The following is an 18,838-nucleotide window of genomic DNA, read 5'->3' as shown; positions in this document are numbered from 1 at the left end:
CGCGAGAATGCCCGTCGGCATACGGGTTAGTACCCTCCTGCGACCAAATTCGGCGCTTTCTCTTGATTTGGCCGGTGCAATAGCCGAAGGCATAGACGGCGAAGCACAAGCCCCACCGGGACAATGCAGAAAGACAAGACCAGCCTGCCGGTCGCATCCCAGCCGATGCGCGGCAACCTCAAGTCGGCAGTGGCGGAGACGCTCGCCCTGCGCATTCTCGACGGCACCTACCAGCCCGGCGCGACCCTGCCGACGGAAGCCGAACTGCTGGGCAGCCTCGGCGTCAGCCGCACCTGCCTGCGCGAGGCGCTGCAGATCCTGGTCGGCAAGGGGCTGATCACCTCGCGGCCCAAGCACGGCACCAGCGTGCGCCCGGAAGTCCATTGGAACTTCCTCGACGACCAGATGCTGGCCTGGCGGCAGAAGGTGGTGCCGCAGAGCCAGCTGCTGGCCGAGCTGGTCGCCATCCGCGAGATGGTGGAGCCGGAGGCCGCGGCCCTTGCCGCGCAGAACGCCGACGCCGAGACCATCGCCGCCATGCGCGAGGCGCTGGACGCCATGGGCATCGCCGACGGCAACCGCACACCGGCGACCCAGGACGCGGATGTGCGCTTTCACCGGCTGCTGCTGGCGGCCGGCGGCAACGCGCTGCTGTCCGGCCTCGGCGCCTGCATCGAGAACGCGCTGCGGGCCTCGATCCGCATCAGCTCCGATCCGGGCGTCAGCGACCCAATCGCGCTCGGCCAGCATGCCCGCGTGCTGGACGCCGTCGAGGCGCGCGAGCCGGAGCGGGCGCGCGAGGAGATGCGCAAGCTGATGGCACTGACCCGCGCCCTGCTGACCCGGGTGAAGGCTCTGGACTGAGACAGGCTTTCCGTCCTAGGACGGTGCCGAGCCGCGCAGCAGTTGACGCAGCGCGGCCGCAGGTCGCTGACGCGCGCCCATACCGATTTTCCGACACAACCCCGACCCGGACGCACATGGCCCCTCCCCTTCTCCATCTTCGCGACATCGCCCTGACCTTCGGCGGCACGCCGCTCCTCACCTCGGCCGAGCTGCAGGTCGGCGAGGGCGATCGCATCGGCCTCGTCGGTCGCAACGGCTCGGGCAAGTCGACGCTGCTGAAGATCGCCGCCGGGCTGGTGGAGGCCGATCACGGCGAGCGCTTCGTGCAGCCGGGGCGAACGATCCGCTACCTGCCGCAGGAGCCGGACCTGTCCGCCTATGCCACCGTGCTCGACTATGCGAGCGGCGGGCTGGCGCCGGGGGACGACCCGTACCGTGCGCAATACCTTCTGGACGTGCTCGGCCTGACCGGCCGCGAGGAGCCGGGACGGCTGTCGGGCGGCGAGAAGCGCCGGGCGGCGCTCGCCCGCACGCTGGCGCCGGAGCCGGACATCCTGCTGCTCGACGAACCGACGAACCATCTGGACCTTCCGGCCATCGAATGGCTTGAGAGCGAACTCGCCTCGATGCGCTCGGCCATCGTGCTGATCAGCCACGACCGGCGGTTCCTCGCCGACCTCACCCGCGCCACCGTGTGGATCGACCGGGGCATCGCGCGCAGGCTCGACAAGGGCTTCGCCCATTTCGAGGCCTGGCGCGACGAGGTGTTCGAGCAGGAGGAACGCGACCAGCAGAAACTCGCGCAGAAGATCAAGCGCGAGGAGCACTGGATGACCTACGGCGTCACCGCCCGGCGCAAGCGCAACATGCGCCGCGTGCGCGAGCTCGCCGACCTGCGCGCGCAGAAGAAGGACCATCGCGGGCCGCAGGGCACCGTCAAGCTGACGGTCGGCGAGACGGAGGTTTCCGGCAAGCGGGTGATCGAGGCGCGCGGCATCTCCAAGGACTACGGCAACGGGCCGGTGGTGAAGGACTTCTCCACCCGCATCCTGCGCGGCGACCGGGTCGGCCTTGTCGGCGCCAACGGCGCGGGCAAGACGACGCTCTTGAAGCTGCTGACCGGCGAACTGCAGCCCGACAGCGGCGAGGTGATCCTCGGCTCGTCGCTGACCATGGTGACCATGGACCAGTCGCGCGAGACGCTGAAGGACGACGAGACCGTCGCCGAAGTGCTGACGGGCAGCGGCGGCGACACGGTGATGCTGCCGGACGGGCCGCGCCACGTCGTCTCCTACATGAAGGACTTCCTGTTCGCGCCGGAGCAGGCACGCACGCCGGTTGCTGCGCTGTCGGGCGGCGAGCGCGGCCGGTTGATGCTGGCGCGGGCGCTTGCCCGCTCGTCGAACCTCCTGGTGCTCGACGAGCCAACCAACGATCTCGACCTGGAGACGCTGGATCTCCTGCAGGAGATGCTGTCCGACTATCCGGGCACCGTGCTGCTGGTCAGCCACGACCGCGACTTCCTCGACCGGGTGGCGACGTCGACGGTCTTTGCCGAGGGCGACGGGCTGTGGCGCGAATATGCCGGCGGCTATTCCGACATGGTGGCGCAGCGCGGCGAAGGCGTCTCGGCGCGCAAGGGCGCAAGCGATGCGGGCGGTGCCAAGCCGGCGGCGGCGAAGGAGAAGCCCGCGGCGGAGCGGCCGAAGAAGAAATCGCGCCTGAGCTTCACCCAGCAGCACCAGCTGAAGACGCTGCCGAAGGAGATCGAGAAGCTGGGCAAGGAGATCGGCAAGCTGCAGGGCGAGCTGGAGGACCAGAACCTCTATGCCCGCGACCCGAAACGCTTCGACACCCTGATGGCCAAACTGACGGAACTTCAGACCAAGCTTGCGGAAGCCGAGGACACCTGGCTGGAGCTGGAGATGCTGGCCGAGGAAGAAGGGGCGGACTGAGCCCGCCCCCGTTTCTGCTACTGCAGCACTGCTACAGCAGCAGCGCGACGACGAGCCAGATATAGAGCGGCATGGGCGCTGCGACCCACAGCAGCAGCCAGGGCCAGAGGACCGGCCGGACGGTGTCTTGCGTGCTCATGGGCGTGCTCATGCGATGCTCTCCGCGATGTTCCACAGGGTGAGAAGGACGACCGCCGCGATGCCGGTGGTGAAGCCGTATCTGGCGGCACGGAACAGCGCCCGCCCGGTCGCATCCAGCGCCGGCACGCGCCCGACCGCGCGGTCCTCGATAATGCCGATGGTCAGCGCCGCGAGATAGACGGCGAAGAACAGGAACGTGGCGACTTCCGCGCCGATGACGACGAGACCGACGGTGCTCATGTGCGTTCTCCCTGGGCGAGGATCGGGGGAAGCCCGGAGATGGCGAATTCCAGGCTCTGCGCGATGCGGCGCGCCCGTTCCATGAAATAGGGGACGGCGCCGGGATGCGGGGCCGTGTCCTTCAGGACCTCTTCGAAATGGCCGAGCCAGATGGCGAAATGCCGGGGCTCGAGGGCCGTGAGCTTGATATGCGCCGGCACCGGGCGGCCGCTGTAGCGGCCGGCATTCATCGCGACCGAGGCCCAGAAGTCCTTCATCTTGGCCAGATGCGGCTCCCAGTCGTCGGCGATCTCGGCCTCGAAGATCGGGCCGATCTCGGGGTCGCGGCGCACGCGGGCATAGAACGTGTCGACCAGCACCGAGATATAGGCATCATCGATCCCGAGGCTGGCCGCGGCGGCCTGGATCTCGGCCCGGCGCTCGCTGGCGCTGCGGATGCGGATGTCGCTCATGCCGCCTCTCCCGTGAGGATATCCCTGAGGCCGGCATTGCCGGCGACGAGGTCGTGGATCGTGTATTCGTCGAGCACGGCGAAGAAGGCCTCGCGCGCCCGGAACAGCGCCGGCTTCAGCTGGCAGGAGGGGGTGATGCGGCAGGTGCCGTTGCCGCCGGGAAAGCAGTCGACCAGCGCGGTCTGCAGCTCCAGCTTGCGGACGATCGTACCGACGCGGATCCGGTCTGCCAGCTGAGCGAGCCGGAGCCCGCCGCTGCGACCGCGCACGGTTTCCACGAGACCGGCATGGGCCAGCGCCTGGGCGACCTTCATCAGGTGATTGCGGGAAACACGGAACGTGTCTGCGACATCGGCGATGGTGACGAGCACGCCGTCCATGACGGCAAGGTGCATCATCATCCGCAAGGCGTAGTCGGTCTGAAGGGTCAGGCGCATGCGGTCTCCTTAAAAGCAGTATCTGATATACCTCTTTTAAGGCAGAGCTTCAACGCAAACCGCCCCGGAAAGGACCGGGGCGGCTGCGACAAAGCGACCGGGGCACGGGCCCCGTCTGAAAGGGGACTGCGCTAGAAGGCGCTGTCCTTCAGCAACACCTCGCCGTCGGCGACGAGACGCAGCGGCGCCGAGCGCCCGTCGGCGGAGACGGCAACGACAAGGCGCACGCGGTCGCGCGGCATCCGCTCGATCTCCAGTCCTTGCCCTTCCGGCACGAAGAAGGCGTCGAGCCCGTAGTCGATGCGCAGGGTATCGGCGGTCGGCGGCGACGTTCTGCTGACCTGTCCCTTGAGAGCGATGCGCCCATCGGCGGGCGGCGCCGAAAGCACGGCGACGGCGCGGGAAATCCCCTCGCCGTCCGGCTCGACGACCACCCAGACGGCATCGCCGCCGAACAGGTCCTGCGGCACGCCGACCCCGACATCCACCAGTTGGATCTCCGGATTGAGGATGACGTAATCGCCGCGCAGCAGATCGCGCGGATCGACCGGGCGCAGCGCCAGCGTCACCTCCTGCCCGAACCAGTGAACCTGCAGCCGATCCGCCAGCGGCAGGCCGACGAGGGCGAGTTGCAACAGGCCGGCAAGGCCCCAACGGGCCCAGGGAGAAGCAAGAAGCGTTTTCATTGTGCGCCCTCCCCGGCGGCTGCGGCCGAGCTTTTTCTGAGCCGCCTTGCGGAGACAATCGCCACCGCCACCAGCAGCAGGCCGGCGACGAAGAAGAAGACCGACTGACCGAGCAGCGAGCCCACTGTCTCGTAGAGCAGATAGAGCAGCGCGGCGGCCAGGCCGAGATTGCCCCAGAAGCTCCAGCCGGACTGCGAGGCGGTCGAACCGGCGGCGCTGATCGCAACGAGGGCCGCCAGAGTGAACGAGGCGAGAACCACCGTATTGCCCGGCAGGAAGACCAGCAGCGCCGGGCAAGCGACAGACAGGACAACGGCCGCGGCGACGATACGGAGCGGGCGCGATGCCGGAGCGCGCAAGGCCTGCAGCACGAGACCGGCCAGCATGGCCGCAAGCGTCAGGTGCAGCGGCCAGACATGCGGCATCTCGCGCGCGACCTCGTCCGAGACGGTTTCGGTGAAACCGATGATCAGCGTCAGCAAGACAATGCCGACCAGAACCATCACGCCGAAGCTGGCGGCGGACCGGGCAAGGGCCGAAACATCCCCCGAGCCGTCATCGCCCTGCGCCTCGTCGCCGGACAGGAGATGGCCCCAGACCAGCAGCAGCGCGCCGAAGGCGGCGCCGACGAGCAGGATCGAGAACTCCATCTCGCTCGAGGACAACAGGTAGTTGATGTCGAGCCAGGCCGCGAACAGCCAGGCATAGACGGCGGTCAGCAGCAACAGCACCAGCCAGCGGCCGGCAAAGGAGGTCATGCGCACCACATGGCCCAGGCAGGCGGCCAGCAGCGCAAGGGCGGTGACGACCTCGGCCAGGGTCGGACGCGGCGGGTCGCCGATCCACAACAGCCAGGCGATGGACGCGACCGCGGCGACCATGAGCGAGGACCGCGAGCCGCACAGCCAGGCAGCGGCCAGGGCGCCGATGGCAACGAGCAGCGCACCGCCCGCCCAGTCGGACGGCAGGTGGTAGATCTGCCCGACAAGGGCGAGACCGCTGACGAAGACAAGGGTTGCGAACATGGTGGCCAGATCGGCAACGAGGCGCTGCCCCCGCGAGGCCATGGCGGCGGCAAAGCCATGCGCCGCCAGCAGCAGAACCGCAATGCCCGTCAGCTTGACCGGGCGCGGGATCACCTCCCAGTTGGCGGCAACGAAGGCCGCGACCGCGAGCGCAAGGCAGATGGTGCCGATACCGGCGAACAGGGCCGGAAGGCGCGACCAGCCCGAGGGCGCCTGGCCGATCTCGGCCCGGATCTGCGCCAACCCGTCGGCGCCGATCCACCCCTTGGCGGACCAGCGGGCAAGGTCCGCCTCCAGCTGTTTCAGATAGCTTGCGCGGTTCATCAATTCATCGCCCTTCCCGTCCGGGACTCATCGTCGCTTTCATCCGGTCCAGTGAGGATGGATCAAGCGTTCGGTCAAGTCGTCACGGATCGCGGAGGATTGCGCCGAAATTCGGTCCGAGGCAGGACACGGCGCGCAGGCATTGCCGTCAAAGGGCGGCGGAGAGCAGCAGCCAGACGATGGCGGCGAGCGAGCCGCTGGCGGGGACCGTTACCATCCAGGCGCTGATGATGGTGAGCACATGGGCGCGGCGCACCAGCATGCGGCGGCGGATATCGGCCGGCTCGCTGCCGTCGGGCGGGGCAAGCAGCTCCGTGGCATTTTCCGCAAGGCGCTGGCGGCGCTCGCGGTTCATCGTCCATTCGCGGTAGAAGCCGACGCCGAAGATCGCCCCGACCGCCGTATGCGTGGAGGAGATCGGCAGGCCGGCGGCGCTAGCGAGCAGCACGGTGATGGCGGTGGCAAGCAGCACGCAGAAGGCGCGGATCGGATTGAGCCGGGTAATGCGCTCGCCGACCATGCGCACCAGGCGCGGGCCGAACAGCAGCAGGCCGAGGGAGATGCCGAGCGCACCGACCATCAGAACGGGAAGCAGCAACCCGCCGCCGGGCGCGGCGATGCCGTCCTGGCCGAGGGCGGAGAAGATAGCGGCGACCGGACCTATCGCATTGGCGACATCATTGGCGCCATGGGCGAAGGACAGGATGGCGGCGGCAACCACCAGCGGCGGCCGGAACAGCTTGCGCAGCGACTGATTGCGGTCGTCCAACCCTTCAGAGGCGCGTGTCACCGCCGGGCGCGACACGGCAAAGGCAAGCACGGCCGCCGCAAGGCCCAGCGCCGCGACCGGAACCGGGCCGGAATCGCGCAGCGACGGCAGCCCGACAAGGATCAGGTAGAGCGTGAAGGTGCCCGCCATGGTCGCAAAGATCACCGGCAGCCAGCGCCGTGCGGCCGCAAGGCGGTTGTCGCCCCTGAGGATGCACCGCCGGATCATCGACAGCAGAACCGCGGCGGATACCCCGCCCAGGACCGGCGAGACCAGCCAGCCGGAGGCAATGGCGATCAGCGTGAAGCCGTCCAATGCGACCGAGCCGGCAGAGACCAGCCCCGCACCGACGACCGCGCCGACCACCGCATGCGTCGTCGACACGGGCGCGCCGATCACCGTCGCCAGATTGATCCAAAGGGCCGCAGCGACAAGCGCGGCGAGCATCGCCAGCGGAAAATCGCCCGGCCGCGCGAACTGGTCGGCCGAAACGATGCCGGAAGCGATGGTCGAGACCACCCCGGAGCCAGCCAGCAGCGCGCCGGCACTCTCGCACAGGGCCGCAAGCACCAGCGCGCTGCCCATGGTCAGCACGCGCGCGCCGACGGCCGGGCCCATGTTGTTGGCGACGTCGTTGGCGCCGATGTTCAGCGCCATGTAGCCGCCCAGGACGAGCGCCGCGGTCAGCAGGAACCAGTGGGAATTCTCGGCCACAAGCAGGCTGGCAAGGCTGCCGACGAGCACGAGAAAGAGGAAGCCGAACCCCAGCGTGACATAGGAGCGCGACAGATAGCTTGTCGCTTCCTCGACATAGGTGAACTTGTCGAGGTCCTTGTCGATGGTGTTGCGGTTGCGGGAGGTCTTGCCGTCGCTCATGGCGCCATGCTGCGCGCAAAAGATAACGATCCGGCGACGGTCGCCACGGATGAAGGCTGCAAGGCTGTCACCTGCCGCCGAAGGCGGAGACGAAGACCGAGATCACCGCAACTCCTCCAGAAGACGGGCATTGCCGAGAATACGGGCGAGCTCCGGCTCGTGGACGTTGCGGGCAGCCTCGTGGGGCAGGAACCAGCGCAGCTCGCGCTGGCCCTTTTCCGGCCAGTCCTGCGCCTCTTCGGTCACAGCCAGCGGGAAGACCTGCACGCGCACGCGGCGGGGCAGCCCATTGTCGAGAAGCTTGCGATAGAAATAGCTGCCGAGCGGATCGCTGCCGATACGACCGGACAGGCCGGCCTCTTCCCAGGCTTCGACGGCGGCCGTCTCGCTGAGCGAGCGGCCCTTTTGCGGCCAGCCCTTGGGCAGGACCCAGCGTCCGGTATCGCGGCTGGTGGCGAGAAGCACCAGGAGCTGCCCCTCAGCATCGCGCCGCCAGGGAAGGGCCGCGACCTGCACCGCCTCCGGCTTGCCGCCGAGCCAAAGGCGCAGGGTCTCGATCACACGGGACGCGCGCATCGATGCCTTCGGTACGGTCGGGAATGCCAGGGCCATGGCAACAAGCCCCCTTCGGTCACTTAGCCTTTGACGAAACGCGTGGAATCATGAAGCCGTCAAACAAACGGCGCATTGGTATTAAATAGGATGCATTGCTGTGCAATGCAAGGAAAAGGCGCACTCATTACGCCTTCTGCGTCCCTGCCCTGCACTTGCATGCGCCGTGAAGCGGCCTGCGGCGCACCTCACGCTCACCCTTCCGGCGTATGCACGATCTCGCGGGTCTCGCGGAAGCGGATGTCCGGGTTCTTCTCTCCGACATAGTTTACCTCCCAAGAGTTCTTGAAAAGGTAAACGGGCCGGTCGTCGCGGTCCTCGGCAACGCTGGACGGGTTGGATTCCAGGAACTTGCGCAGCTTCAGCTCGTCGTCGCACTCGATCCAGCGCGCGGTGCTGAAGGGCGCGGCCTCGAAGCCGATTTCCGTCGCATATTCGTTGCGCAGGCGGTCGACCACCACGTCCAGCTGCAGCACGCCGACCACGCCGACGATCCAGTTGGAGCCGATCTGCGGCTTGAAGATCTGCACGAGGCCTTCCTCGGCGAGATCCATCAGACCCTGGCGCATCTGCTTGACGCGCATCGTGTCGGACAGACGCACGCGGCGCAGCACTTCCGGCGCGAAGGCCGGCAGGCCGGTGACGTGGATCTCCTCGCCCTCCGTCAGCGTGTCGCCGACGCGCAACTGGCCGTGATTGGGCACGCCGATGACATCGCCCGGATAGGCGGTCTCGGCGAGCTCGCGCTCCTCGGCGAAGAAGAAGATCGGCGCGGACACGGCGATGGTCTTGTTGGCCCGCACATGCTTCAGCTTCATGCCGCGCCGGAAGGTGCCCGAGCACAGGCGCACGAACGCGATGCGGTCGCGGTGCTTGGGATCCATGTTCGCCTGCACCTTGAAGACGAAACCGGTCACCTTCGGCTCTTCCGGGCGGATGACGCGGGTCGTCGCCGGCTGCGCATGCGGTGCGGGACCGAAGCGGGCGATGAACTGGATGATTTCCTCAACGCCGTAGTCGCGCAGCGCCGACCCGAAGAAGACCGGCGTCATGTGGCCTTCCATGAAGGCCTCGCGGTCGAAGGCCGGATAGGCCTCGGCCCCGAGCTCGACATTCTCCTCCAACTCGGCGAGCACGTTCGGGAACACCCGTTCGGTGAGCGCGGGATCGTCGAGGCCGGCGACGTCGACGATGGAGTCGAAGCGGTTGCCGCGTCCTTCGGAGGAGGTGAGGAAGCGCTTCGCCTGCCAGTCGTAGACGCCGAAGAAGTCCGAGCCCATACCGACCGGCCAGGTCATCGGCACCACGTCGAGGGCGAGCGCCTCCTGGATCTCGTCCAGCGCCTCCAGCGGGTGGCGGCCTTCGCGGTCGATCTTGTTGACGAAGGTGATGATCGGGATGTCGCGCAGGCGGCAGACCTCGAAGAGCTTGCGCGTCTGCGTCTCGATGCCCTTGGCCGCGTCGATGACCATGATCGCCGCGTCGACGGCGGTCAGCGTGCGGTAGGTGTCTTCCGAGAAGTCCTCATGGCCCGGCGTGTCGAGCAGGTTGAAGGTGATGCCGTCGCGCTCGAAGGTCATGACCGAGGACGAGACCGAGATGCCGCGTTCCTGCTCGATCTTCATCCAGTCCGAACGGGCCCGCCGGCGCTCGCCGCGCGCGCGCACCTGACCGGCAGCACGAATGGCGCCGCCCGACAGCAGCAGCTTTTCCGTCAGTGTCGTCTTGCCGGCGTCCGGATGCGAGATGATGGCGAAGGTCCGGCGCGACAGGTGGCTTGCCGCGTCCGGCGCCGTGTCCCGGCCGCCGTCGGCCTGGGCTTCGGTGAGGCTCATGCGCTCTCCATGGAATTTCGTGGCGCGGTGCCGGTTGCGGCCCGCTTTTCGTGGACAGAGGTCTAGTCGCTTGCGCCGGCAAATTCCAGTGCCGCTTGCGCATGGCCGCGTTACCGCCCATAGCTGGCGGCTCATGCGAAGCCCTTCTCCCGAAACTGCCCCAACGCAGGAACCCCGTCGATGACGCTTTCGCGAAAAAGCGCCCTCCCCCTTCTCGTCGCGCTCGCCCTGATCGCGCTGACCGCCATCATCCTGCTCGCCATGGGGCGGGTGCCGATCTGCACCTGCGGCGAGATCAAGCTGTGGACCGCCGACGTCACCTCCTCCGACAATTCGCAGCACATCTCCGACTGGTACACCCCCTCGCACATCATCCACGGGATGCTGTTCTACGGGCTGTTCCACCTGTTGACGCCCCGGCTCTCTATGGGCTGGCGGGCGGTCGGCTCGATCGTCATCGAGGCGGTGTGGGAGATCGTCGAGAACAGCCCCTGGATCATCGACCGCTACCGCGAGGCAACCATCGCGGCCGGCTATACCGGCGACAGCGTGCTGAACTCGGTCTTCGACGTGGTGTGGATGCTGGTCGGCTTCTGGATGGCGCTGCGCCTGCCGGTCTGGGTGACCGTTCTGCTGGCCATCGCCATGGAGCTGGTCGCGCTCGCCGTCATCCGCGACAACCTCACCCTCAACGTGCTGATGCTGGTCTGGCCCGTGGACGCGATCCGCGAGTGGCAACAGGCGCTCTGAGCGCCGAGGCAGCCGACAAAAGGCCGAGGAAAGAGTTCCATGTCCTTCGTTCTACCGCTCTCGCTCGCAGCCATCGGCGGCGGTGTCGCCACGGCCATCGCCGTCCACGACTTCTTCGAAGGCGAGACGCTGATTGCCGACCTGTTCCGCACGCGCAGGCTGGCACGGCGCGACATCGCCGAGCTGGATAGAAAGGCGCAGGCGGCAACGTCTCGCGGCCCGGTGGTGACGCTGACGACGATCCCGAGCCGCATCGAGCATATCGGCATGACGCTAAAGAGCCTGCTCGACCAGTCGCTGCCGCCGGCGGAAATCCGTCTCAACGTGCCGCATCACTCGCGCCGGGAGAACTGCGGTTACGAGATCCCCGAGTGGCTGTCTGCGCTTGCGACGGTCACCATCGTGCGCTGCGAGGATTTCGGCCCGGCGACGAAGCTGTTTCCGAGCCTCACAGCTCTCGATGCGGATGCCGCCATCGTGGTGGTAGACGACGACCGGATCTATCCGCCGGACTTCCTGAAGGTGCTGGCGAGCGAGGCGGAGGTCGACCGGGATGCGGCCATCGGCCTCTCCGGCTGGGTGGTGCCGGCCGACCTGACCGACCGCCCGACGACGATCCGCAGCAATCTCTACATGCAACCGCCCGCACCGATCCGCGCTCGCCGGCTGCGCAAGCGCTACGAGATCGATATCCTGCAAGGGTTTTCCGGCTATCTGGTGCGGCCGCGCTTTTTTCCCGACATGGAGGGGATGCTGACCCATCGCGGCGCCCCGCCGTCCGCGTTCTATGTCGACGACGTGTGGATCTCCGGCCATTGCGCGGCGCGCAAATACGTGGTGCCGGCGGCACGTGCGGGCTTCCAGATGATCACCCGCCAATCGTTCTACCGGGCCAACAGCCTGGGTAAGGTCAACAGCGGCGAAGGCACGCCCGAGAGCCGCAACAACACCATCGTCATCCGTCACATGGCGGATCGCTGGACGGTGGGCGGCCATCGACTGGCCGCAGGCGGCGACACGCCGCGCTGACGGCCGCAGCGATCTCCCCAGCAAGCCCGGGCGCGCCCGACAGGAAACGCTTGGCCGCCGGGTCGAGCGCATTGAGCCGGCGGCCGATCCACGGCAGTCCTGAGACGAAACCGACGCGGGCGCGCACGTCGAAGGCGACGACTTCGTCATGCAGGGCGATGTGGTGCGGCGAGGCAAGCTCCGCGAGACGCGCCAGCGGATGGTCGCTCTCGGCCGGCTCCTCGCGGTAGCCTCCCGCATCAAGGCGCGTGATGCGGCGAACCTCTACGCCCTGCCCGTAATAGGTCAGGTTCTTCTGCATCACGCGCAGAAGGCCGGTCTCGTCGCGCAGGATGCTGCCCGCCCCGCGGCCGAAGCCGTAGTCCCCATCGGCGAAGATGCCCTCGGCATTGACCGGGTGCGGTTCGAACGTGCCGGTCAGCAGATCCTCGCTGCGGTAGAGGGCCAGCGTGCGCGCGCCGTCCTGCCCCAGCGGCTTGCCGCAGGTGAGGATCCACCAGGCGCCGTCATGGCGAAAGAGCGCGCTGTCGACGGCATCCGCCTGCTCGAAGATCCGCCGCACCCGGCGCCATCGGTCGGGGAACCGGTCGCAGACATAGAGGTCGAGCGCCTGCAGCGAGCAGGTCTCGGGCAGCATGTAGAGCGCGCCGTCCGCCTCGAAGAGGAAGGGATAGGACGCGTGCTCGCGCAGCGGCAGGACCGGCATCAACGGTCCGGGCCGCAGGTCCTCGCCGAGCTCCATGGCAACGAGGCGGCCGAGCTGCTCGGGATAACGGAATTCCTCCACGAAGAGCCAGAGCCGCCCGTCGCGCCGCCACAGGAAGGGATCGGCGTAGTAGCTGAGCGCAGGGCACGGCACCGGCGTTGGCGCGGCATCGCCCGCGCGCATCACGTAGGTGCGGAAGTTCTCCTTCGGCCAACGGTGCATGCCGAGGATGCGACGCCGGTAGAAATCCTGCCAGCGCAGGTTCGCCCGGTCGCCGGCCTTGTAGAGCCGATACCAGAGGCGGGCGAGCGGATCGGTCCAGCGCGGGCGGGCCGGATCGAGCTTGTTGCGTGAACTCATCCAGCGCACCGGACGCGGCGAACTGATGTCGATATCGCCGTCGTTCAGCACCAGGCGGCCGGCCGCCTCGGCCCGGAACAGCAGGATCGAAAGGATCGCCTGGTCGGTGTTGTGGCTGGCCCGGTCGGCGCGGGTGAAGACCGCAGGGGCCAGCGCCAGCTCCGCCCAGTCGATGAGGATATCGCGAGCCGTGGGCTGCTCCAGGTCGAAACCGACGACGCCGCTGACGCGGATGCGGCGGTCGAGAAAGGCCGGCTCTACGGCAAGGCGGGCGCGCACGTCGGCGGCGCAGCGCTGCGCCAGGTTCGACTGGCCGGAAAGGGTGTAGACGCCGCAGCGGGCAAGCTCGGCGAGCGGCTCTGCAAGCGTGCCGTGGAAGAGCGTTGCGCTGTCGAACCAGAAGATCCGCCCGCCGAACCGCTCCGCCGCATCGGCGATCACAAGCGGCTTCCAGGCATAAGTGCCCGCCGAGGGCGCCACATGGGCGGGATAGGGAACGAGACTGAAGGGCAGGAATTCCGCGAACGGAAACCGCGTCGCAAGGCGTCCCCGCTCGCCCGGGTCGAGACCGAGATCGTAGACGGCGATGCGCGCATCGCTGTCGAGCCCGCGCGCCTTCACGCTTGCCAGATACTGGGCCAGCGTCGGCGCAAAGGCGGCATCGGCGGCGGTGACGAGTGTGAGCGACATTAAGGGATCCCGGGCGGCACGAAGACGGGGAGCGCACCCCGGCGTATGCGTTCTTGTCGGAGAAGGGCGATGAGCGCAAGCGCGCCCGAAGAACCGCGCGCCATGAACAGTCGGACCTGCTCGCCGGATGGGCATCCCGCCCCTGCGAACTGCGCTATAGTTAACGCAGTGCAAACGGGGAATCAGCTTAAGGGGGCGTTTCGGCCATGAGCGCGCAGGTTATCACCGTCGCGTCGCTGAAGGGCGGCAGCGGCAAGTCGACGCTTGCCAGCTGCCTTGCCGTCAACTGGCGGATGCGCGGCTGGCGCGTCCTGCTGGTCGATGCCGACCCGCAGCATTCCGTACTGCGCCTGGCGGCGCGCGAGCAGGCGCTCGGAGGACTTCCGGTGATCGCCCGCGCCGACCGCGACATGTGGAAAGCGGTCAAGGAGCAGGCAGGCGACTACGACCTGATCGTCGTCGACACGCCGGGCTTCGACAGCGAGATCACCGCGGCAGGCCTTGCGGTCGCCGACCTGGTGCTGATCCCGGTCAAGCCGTCGCCGCTCGATGTCGACCGGATGACCGACACGGTGGGTCTGCTGATGGCGGGCGTGCAGGGCTGGGCCCCGACCTTCCGCTGCGTGCTGACGCAGACGACGCGGGGCAGCGTGATCGCCCGCCACATCCGCGCCGAGCTGGAGGAAGCCGGTTTTCCGCTGCTGCGGCAGGAGCTGCAGAACCGGGTGTCCTATGCGGAGGCCGCGCTCTATGGCGCAACGCCGACGCTGACCCAGCCGGACGGCGCGGCGGCGCAGGACGTGCAGGAACTGGCCGGCGAGGTCGAGGCCCTGCTGGCGACACGAAAGGTGCGCAGCGCGTGAGCCGGAAACTCCCCAGGACCTTGCAGCGCACGATCCACGACATCCGCCGCGAGATGCACGAGGCGGAGCAGGCGCAGGATACCCCGCAGGCGCAGCCCCCCTCTCCCCCGCCGGCAAGCGAGCCGGCGAGCAAGGCTGCCGCCAAGGCCGCGCCGCCGCAGTCAGCCCCCGCCCCGGAGGCCGACGCGCGGGCTGAGGCTCCTGCCAACGCCTCTGCCACGACCTCTGGCGGGCAGCCGGAAGGCAAGGCTCAGACCACCGCGGAACGGGAAGATGCGGAACGCACGCAGGCGCCGCCGCCCAAGGGACGCGCCCTGGCAACGCGACCGCCGACCGGCAGTGCGCTGCGCCGGGCCCGGGCGCGGCTGATCATCGAGCGGCATTCGACGCTGGCAGGGATCGCCGGCTTCGTGCCGCTGCCCTGGGTCGATCTTGCCGCCGTCGCCGCACTGGTGGCGCGGATGCTGCGGGAACTGTCACGCTGCTACAAGATCCCGCTCGACCGCGACCGCAGCGGCCGGATTGCCCTATCGCTGCTGGCTGGCGTCGGCGCGCCGGGCATCGCCAGCTTCACCACGACCAGCCTGCTCAGGATGGCTCCGGGCCCGAACCTTGTCGGCATGACCGTGACCGCCGCCGCCGCCGTCGGACTAACGCGGGTGATCGGCGACGTCTTCCTGGAGCGGCTGGAGCGCGGCGAGCCCGTCGACGGTGCCGGAAACTGAAACGGGTTCAAGCCGGCGAAAATCGCGCCGAAACGAGGCCCGCAACAGGTTGCAACCCTTTCCTTTTTCGATTCGAAAGGGTACCGTAACGTCGGAATTTCCCGGAAATCGTTCAGCCCGCTTCCGGCGGCAGCATTTCGGATCCTCGCGCATCAGGCGCCTTCGGACTGTACCAGGAGAGTTTGGATGGCAACCAAGAGCACTGCCGAAAAGACTGCCGCAGCAAGCGACGCCGATATCGAGGCGGACGTGGAGGACGTGATCGAGGGTGAGGCTCCGGAAGCGGCAACGCTGTCCGACGACGACATCGCCCGCCAGCTCACGGCAGAGAGCCTGACGAAGGACTATGTGCTTGCCTCCGTGGCGGCCAGCATCGTTCCGGTGGCGATCTTCGACATCGCCGCAGTGGTGGCGATCCAGATGCGCATGATCCAGAAGCTGTCGCAGCTCTACGGCAAGCCCTTCTCCGACAAGATGGGCCGCAAGGTGATCTACGCATTGGCCGGCGGCGTGCTCGGCTACGGGGCCGGCTATGCGGTCGCGGCAAGCGCCACCAAGCTCATCCCCGGCATCGGCTGGATGGTCGGCATGGTATCGCTGCCGGTCGTGGCAGGCGCCTCGACCTACGCGGTCGGTCGCTCCATTGCCCGCCACTACGAGGACGGCGGCTCGCTGATGGACTTCGACGCCAGCAAGATGCGCGCCTTCTACAAGGAGCAGTTCGAGAAGGGCAAGGAACTGGCCAAGCGCGCGCGCGACCGCACCAAGAGCGGCGCCGAGGCGGCGGCCGAGACCGTCGAGGAGACGGTTGCCAAGGCGTCCTGACGACTTATGCTGACGGGGGATCGGGGCGGCTTTATCACTGGCGCTGCCCCTCGCCCCTTCGAATACACGATCGCCGCGAATGCTGGAGCCAGCGTTCGCGGCGTTTTCGTTTGCAACGGGAAACGGGATACCGCCCCACGCGGGTGCGAAGGCCGCTGACGGATTGCGGCCTCGCGCGGCGCTCGTCAGGCGGGCCTTGCGGAACCGTTCAGACGCGGCCCGAGCGGTGGCGCGGATCGCGGCGCCGGCTGCCCAGACCGGTCCAGCGGTCGGAGGCCAGCAAGACGATGATGCCGACGACCGGACTGAACAGGAAGGCGACCAGGAAGTTGCCGACGAAGCCGAAGCGGGTGTCGCGGCCCAGCATGCCGATGATCCAGCTGGCGATCACCCAGATGAACAGGATCCACGGATTGACGAAGAGCGTCATGGCACGGTGTGCTCCCTTTTGGCGGCGGGATCGGATATCAGCGCGCCATCGTCCCCGCCGGTCCTGATATGCTCTGCCGACCACTCCAGCGGCTTGCGGTAGCTCGCCACCGTCTGGAACCGCGTCCCGTCGTGGCGCACGACGAAGACGTCGGTGTCGGTGATAAGTCCACTCGTATTGAACACGAGCTTACCCGTAACGCCCTCGAACGGCACGCCATAACGCGCAACCTTCAGCGCGTCGGCGATCTTGCGCGGGTCCCGCGAGCCAGTGCGCTCGGTGACCTCCTTCAACAGCATCACCGCATCATAGCCGAGCGCCGCGCTGAGGTCCGGCATCATGCCGTACTTGCTGCGGTACTCGTTGACGAAGACCATCGAGAGATCCGTGACGCTTTCGCTGTCGAAGAGGGAGACGCCGACAACGTCCTTCATGTTCTGCTTGCCGACAAGGGTCTCGACGGTGTTGGAGAACATGTATTCCAGGCCGAGCACCGGCTGCGGGAGGCCGAGCTCGCGCGCCCTGCGGATGAACTCGGCCGTATCGTGCGACAGCGCGGAGGCAACGAAGAACGCGTCGTAGTCGCCCCGGCCGAAGACATTGTTGTCGAGGATGAACATGATCAGCTGGTCGATCGACCCCCGGCTCCCCGGCAGATAGCCGCGGAACACCACGTCGCCGCCCTGCGAGGTCGCGACCGCGCTGAAGAAGTCGCCCGCCTCCTTGCCGTAATCGCTCTTGTCGGTGAGCACGAGGAAGCGCTTCAACCCGGTTGCAAGCGCATAGCGCGCGACCATTTCCGTATTGTCGCTGTTGTCCGGTTGCAGGGCAAAGAGCAGCGAGAACCCGTGATTGGTCAGCGAGGAAGCCGTCGCGTGGGTGGCAAGATACAGAATGTCGTTACGGTTGTAGATCGCGCTCGCGGTGACAGCCGTGTCGGACCACTCGTGGCCGATCACCCCGAACAGGCCGTTCTGGTTCGCTACCTCGCCGGCAAGCCGCATGGTGCGCGCGACCGTCGCCTCGAAGCCGCCGTCACCATAGGCCACCTCCTCGCTATACAGGACAAGCTCGAGATCCTGATCGAGAATGCCGCCGGAGGCGTTGACCTTCGCAGCGGCGAGCCGGGCGCCGTTGGTGAAGCTGTTGACCTCGTCGCCCTCCGCATAGACCAGGGCGATCTTGAGGGCGCTCGACGTGTTGCCGCGAATGATGTCGATATAGGCGACAATGCGGTCGCCGACAGAAATGCCGCTCGACACGACGATGACGAGGAACAGCGCGAGCCAGGCCGCAAGGATGCCGGCAACCACCCGGAACCGGGTTGTCTTGCCCGCCGGCCGGACCGTTCTGGCGAAAGGCTTCCTGGCCATCGGCCTACCTGTCGCCGCCGAGGATGAGCGGCAGCCCGTCCTTGCCCGATCCGATCACGACTGTCTTGGCATTCGGAGACGACGCCAGTTCCTTCGTCGCCTGCACGCCCTGCCAGCGCAGCAGGTCCTCGGTCAGGCTCTGCTTGATGACGTCCTGATAGCGGCGGATGCCTTCCGCCTCGATGGCCTTGCGTTCCGCTTCCTGCTTCTCGATGCCGATCCGGTATTCATACGCCTTCTGCTCTTCCAGAAGGGTGAGCTTGCGCTCGACCGCAAGACGCACGGCCGCCGGCAGCTCGACATTGCGCACCAGCACGTCGTCGATGATGACGTAGCGGTCCTCGACATTGGTCAGGCTGTTGACGACGATCGACTCCAGGAAGCCCCGGCGGCTGGTATAGACCTCTTCGGGAGCGTACTGGCCGACGGCCCGGCGCAGCACCGCCTCGGTCTCGGGAAACACGACCTTGTCGAGATATTCGGGGCCGACCGTGACATGCAGCAGCGGCAGCAGGCGCAGGTCCGGCTTGTAGCGGACGGCGATTTCCAGATCGACCGGAAGACCGCCCTGTGTCAGCAGGCTGTATTGGCGCTGCTCGGTCTGCAAGCGGACATTGTAGACATACATCCGGTTCCAGGGCCACATGATGTGCAGCCCTTCGCCATAGATGTTGCTCATGTCCGTACCGGAAATCCAGCGGTAGAGCACACCGGCCTCGCCCGAATGGATCGTGACGACCACCCTGTTCCAGAGCGTTACCAGCCCGACCCCGAACAAAAGCAAAATCAGCAAAGTATAGATCTGGATCCGACGCTGGCGTTCGCTGCGAAGAAATTCTTCATAATCTTCGAACTCATCGTCCAGCGCCATTCGGCCGACTCGCCAGTC

At 67.3% G+C, this 18,838-nt stretch carries 19 protein-coding genes; 7 read left to right on the top strand and 12 right to left on the bottom strand.

The features are described from left to right. Nucleotides 1–123 precede the first annotated feature (123 nt). Together H7H34_RS06535 and H7H34_RS06530 are read left to right on the top strand one after the other, a co-directional pair. Nucleotides 124–864: a FadR/GntR family transcriptional regulator gene (locus H7H34_RS06535; RefSeq protein WP_120269037.1), complete on the top strand. Its 741-nt coding sequence runs from the start codon at nt 124–126 to the stop codon at nt 862–864. 116 nt (nt 865–980) lie between these two features. After that, the gene (locus tag H7H34_RS06530) at nt 981–2,801 is read left to right on the top strand and encodes an ABC-F family ATP-binding cassette domain-containing protein (protein WP_185924648.1); all 1,821 of its coding nucleotides are present in this window, start codon (nt 981–983) and stop codon (nt 2,799–2,801) included. Nucleotides 2,802–2,948: 147 nt separating this feature from the next. On the opposite strand, the gene H7H34_RS06525 is transcribed toward H7H34_RS06530, so the two are convergent. The 8 genes from H7H34_RS06525 to H7H34_RS06490 all read right to left on the bottom strand — a co-directional run bounded on the left by H7H34_RS06525 (nt 2,949) and on the right by H7H34_RS06490 (nt 10,198). Beyond that, nucleotides 2,949–3,182 (bottom strand): hypothetical protein, encoded by a 234-nt coding sequence (locus H7H34_RS06525; protein ID WP_185924647.1) that lies wholly within the window; start codon nt 3,180–3,182, stop codon nt 2,949–2,951. Further along, complete coding sequence (locus H7H34_RS06520; protein ID WP_185924646.1) at nt 3,179–3,634, bottom strand: group III truncated hemoglobin; 456 nt, start codon at nt 3,632–3,634, stop codon at nt 3,179–3,181. The genes H7H34_RS06525 and H7H34_RS06520 overlap by 4 nt, the downstream gene beginning before the upstream one ends. After that, on the bottom strand, nt 3,631–4,071 hold the full coding sequence (locus H7H34_RS06515) for an Rrf2 family transcriptional regulator (RefSeq protein ID WP_185924645.1): 441 nt from the start codon (nt 4,069–4,071) through the stop codon (nt 3,631–3,633). The genes H7H34_RS06520 and H7H34_RS06515 overlap by 4 nt, the downstream gene beginning before the upstream one ends. Nucleotides 4,072–4,202: 131 nt before the next feature. Continuing rightward, on the bottom strand, nt 4,203–4,757 hold the full coding sequence (locus H7H34_RS06510) for a GDYXXLXY domain-containing protein (RefSeq protein ID WP_185924644.1): 555 nt from the start codon (nt 4,755–4,757) through the stop codon (nt 4,203–4,205). Continuing rightward, a complete protein-coding gene (locus tag H7H34_RS06505) occupies nt 4,754–6,106 on the bottom strand; it encodes a DUF2157 domain-containing protein (RefSeq protein ID WP_185924643.1) in 1,353 nt (450 codons plus the stop codon). The genes H7H34_RS06510 and H7H34_RS06505 overlap by 4 nt, the downstream gene beginning before the upstream one ends. A 148-nt stretch (nt 6,107–6,254) precedes the next feature. Beyond that, nucleotides 6,255–7,751: an inorganic phosphate transporter gene (locus tag H7H34_RS06500; protein WP_185924642.1), complete on the bottom strand. Its 1,497-nt coding sequence runs from the start codon at nt 7,749–7,751 to the stop codon at nt 6,255–6,257. A 102-nt stretch (nt 7,752–7,853) separates the two neighbouring features. After that, nucleotides 7,854–8,327, bottom strand: a complete 474-nt coding sequence (locus H7H34_RS06495; protein ID WP_067222624.1) for an NUDIX hydrolase — start codon at nt 8,325–8,327, stop codon at nt 7,854–7,856. A 230-nt stretch (nt 8,328–8,557) separates the two neighbouring features. Further along, nucleotides 8,558–10,198 (bottom strand): peptide chain release factor 3, encoded by a 1,641-nt coding sequence (locus H7H34_RS06490; RefSeq protein WP_120269032.1) that lies wholly within the window; start codon nt 10,196–10,198, stop codon nt 8,558–8,560. A gap of 180 nt (nt 10,199–10,378) precedes the next feature. Between H7H34_RS06490 and H7H34_RS06485 the strand changes: the two genes are divergently transcribed. Both H7H34_RS06485 and H7H34_RS06480 read left to right on the top strand, forming a co-directional pair. Then, nucleotides 10,379–10,948: a DUF2585 domain-containing protein gene (locus H7H34_RS06485; RefSeq protein ID WP_185924641.1), complete on the top strand. Its 570-nt coding sequence runs from the start codon at nt 10,379–10,381 to the stop codon at nt 10,946–10,948. Nucleotides 10,949–10,987: 39 nt separating this feature from the next. Further along, nucleotides 10,988–11,977 (top strand): hypothetical protein, encoded by a 990-nt coding sequence (locus H7H34_RS06480; RefSeq protein WP_185924640.1) that lies wholly within the window; start codon nt 10,988–10,990, stop codon nt 11,975–11,977. Here H7H34_RS06480 and H7H34_RS06475 read toward each other — a convergent pair. Then, nucleotides 11,904–13,733, bottom strand: a complete 1,830-nt coding sequence (locus H7H34_RS06475) for a glucosamine inositolphosphorylceramide transferase family protein (protein ID WP_185924639.1) — start codon at nt 13,731–13,733, stop codon at nt 11,904–11,906. The genes H7H34_RS06480 and H7H34_RS06475 overlap by 74 nt on opposite strands. Before the next feature lie 206 nt (nt 13,734–13,939). Between H7H34_RS06475 and H7H34_RS06470 the strand changes: the two genes are divergently transcribed. The 3 genes from H7H34_RS06470 to H7H34_RS06460 all read left to right on the top strand — a co-directional run bounded on the left by H7H34_RS06470 (nt 13,940) and on the right by H7H34_RS06460 (nt 16,146). Then, the gene (locus H7H34_RS06470; protein ID WP_120269028.1) at nt 13,940–14,596 is read left to right on the top strand and encodes a ParA family protein; all 657 of its coding nucleotides are present in this window, start codon (nt 13,940–13,942) and stop codon (nt 14,594–14,596) included. Continuing rightward, nucleotides 14,593–15,321 carry a DUF697 domain-containing protein gene (locus H7H34_RS06465; protein WP_147421864.1) on the top strand — a complete coding sequence of 243 codons (729 nt, stop codon included), beginning with the start codon at nt 14,593–14,595 and terminating at the stop codon, nt 15,319–15,321. The genes H7H34_RS06470 and H7H34_RS06465 overlap by 4 nt, the downstream gene beginning before the upstream one ends. A 186-nt stretch (nt 15,322–15,507) precedes the next feature. Then, nucleotides 15,508–16,146 (top strand): YcjF family protein, encoded by a 639-nt coding sequence (locus H7H34_RS06460; RefSeq protein WP_185924638.1) that lies wholly within the window; start codon nt 15,508–15,510, stop codon nt 16,144–16,146. Between the two features lie 208 nt (nt 16,147–16,354). Here the strand turns inward: H7H34_RS06460 and H7H34_RS06455 are convergent, their stop codons facing one another. From H7H34_RS06455 to H7H34_RS06445, 3 genes are read right to left on the bottom strand one after another with little or no spacing between them, the layout of a single operon-like run. After that, nucleotides 16,355–16,576, bottom strand: coding sequence for a hypothetical protein (locus H7H34_RS06455; RefSeq protein ID WP_120269025.1), 222 nt, complete (start codon nt 16,574–16,576; stop codon nt 16,355–16,357). Continuing rightward, nucleotides 16,573–17,949 carry an ABC transporter substrate-binding protein gene (locus H7H34_RS06450; RefSeq protein ID WP_185924637.1) on the bottom strand — a complete coding sequence of 459 codons (1,377 nt, stop codon included), beginning with the start codon at nt 17,947–17,949 and terminating at the stop codon, nt 16,573–16,575. The genes H7H34_RS06455 and H7H34_RS06450 overlap by 4 nt, the downstream gene beginning before the upstream one ends. Before the next feature lie 4 nt (nt 17,950–17,953). Then, on the bottom strand, nt 17,954–18,820 hold the full coding sequence (locus tag H7H34_RS06445; RefSeq protein WP_185924636.1) for a prohibitin family protein: 867 nt from the start codon (nt 18,818–18,820) through the stop codon (nt 17,954–17,956). Nucleotides 18,821–18,838: the final 18 nt, after the last annotated feature.

This window comes from Stappia sp. 28M-7, assembly GCF_014252955.1.
Lineage (GTDB): Bacteria > Pseudomonadota > Alphaproteobacteria > Rhizobiales > Stappiaceae > Stappia.
The sequence above is the reverse complement of the archived record's forward strand: the minus strand, read 5'-3'. Positions and strand labels throughout refer to the sequence as shown.

Bases quoted from the DNA above. Each gene is read 5' to 3' on its own strand.
- H7H34_RS06535 (WP_120269037.1), top strand. From the start codon at position 124: ATGCAGAAAGACAAGACCAGCCTGCCGGTCGCATCCCAGCCGATGCGC.
- H7H34_RS06530 (WP_185924648.1), top strand. From the start codon at position 981: ATGGCCCCTCCCCTTCTCCATCTTCGCGACATCGCCCTGACCTTCGGC.
- H7H34_RS06525 (WP_185924647.1), bottom strand. From the start codon at position 3,182: ATGAGCACCGTCGGTCTCGTCGTCATCGGCGCGGAAGTCGCCACGTTC.
- H7H34_RS06520 (WP_185924646.1), bottom strand. From the start codon at position 3,634: ATGAGCGACATCCGCATCCGCAGCGCCAGCGAGCGCCGGGCCGAGATC.
- H7H34_RS06515 (WP_185924645.1), bottom strand. From the start codon at position 4,071: ATGCGCCTGACCCTTCAGACCGACTACGCCTTGCGGATGATGATGCAC.
- H7H34_RS06510 (WP_185924644.1), bottom strand. From the start codon at position 4,757: ATGAAAACGCTTCTTGCTTCTCCCTGGGCCCGTTGGGGCCTTGCCGGC.
- H7H34_RS06505 (WP_185924643.1), bottom strand. From the start codon at position 6,106: ATGAACCGCGCAAGCTATCTGAAACAGCTGGAGGCGGACCTTGCCCGC.
- H7H34_RS06500 (WP_185924642.1), bottom strand. From the start codon at position 7,751: ATGAGCGACGGCAAGACCTCCCGCAACCGCAACACCATCGACAAGGAC.
- H7H34_RS06495 (WP_067222624.1), bottom strand. From the start codon at position 8,327: ATGCGCGCGTCCCGTGTGATCGAGACCCTGCGCCTTTGGCTCGGCGGC.
- H7H34_RS06490 (WP_120269032.1), bottom strand. From the start codon at position 10,198: ATGAGCCTCACCGAAGCCCAGGCCGACGGCGGCCGGGACACGGCGCCG.
- H7H34_RS06485 (WP_185924641.1), top strand. From the start codon at position 10,379: ATGACGCTTTCGCGAAAAAGCGCCCTCCCCCTTCTCGTCGCGCTCGCC.
- H7H34_RS06480 (WP_185924640.1), top strand. From the start codon at position 10,988: ATGTCCTTCGTTCTACCGCTCTCGCTCGCAGCCATCGGCGGCGGTGTC.
- H7H34_RS06475 (WP_185924639.1), bottom strand. From the start codon at position 13,733: ATGTCGCTCACACTCGTCACCGCCGCCGATGCCGCCTTTGCGCCGACG.
- H7H34_RS06470 (WP_120269028.1), top strand. From the start codon at position 13,940: ATGAGCGCGCAGGTTATCACCGTCGCGTCGCTGAAGGGCGGCAGCGGC.
- H7H34_RS06460 (WP_185924638.1), top strand. From the start codon at position 15,508: ATGGCAACCAAGAGCACTGCCGAAAAGACTGCCGCAGCAAGCGACGCC.
- H7H34_RS06455 (WP_120269025.1), bottom strand. From the start codon at position 16,576: ATGACGCTCTTCGTCAATCCGTGGATCCTGTTCATCTGGGTGATCGCC.
- H7H34_RS06450 (WP_185924637.1), bottom strand. From the start codon at position 17,949: ATGGCCAGGAAGCCTTTCGCCAGAACGGTCCGGCCGGCGGGCAAGACA.
- H7H34_RS06445 (WP_185924636.1), bottom strand. From the start codon at position 18,820: ATGGCGCTGGACGATGAGTTCGAAGATTATGAAGAATTTCTTCGCAGC.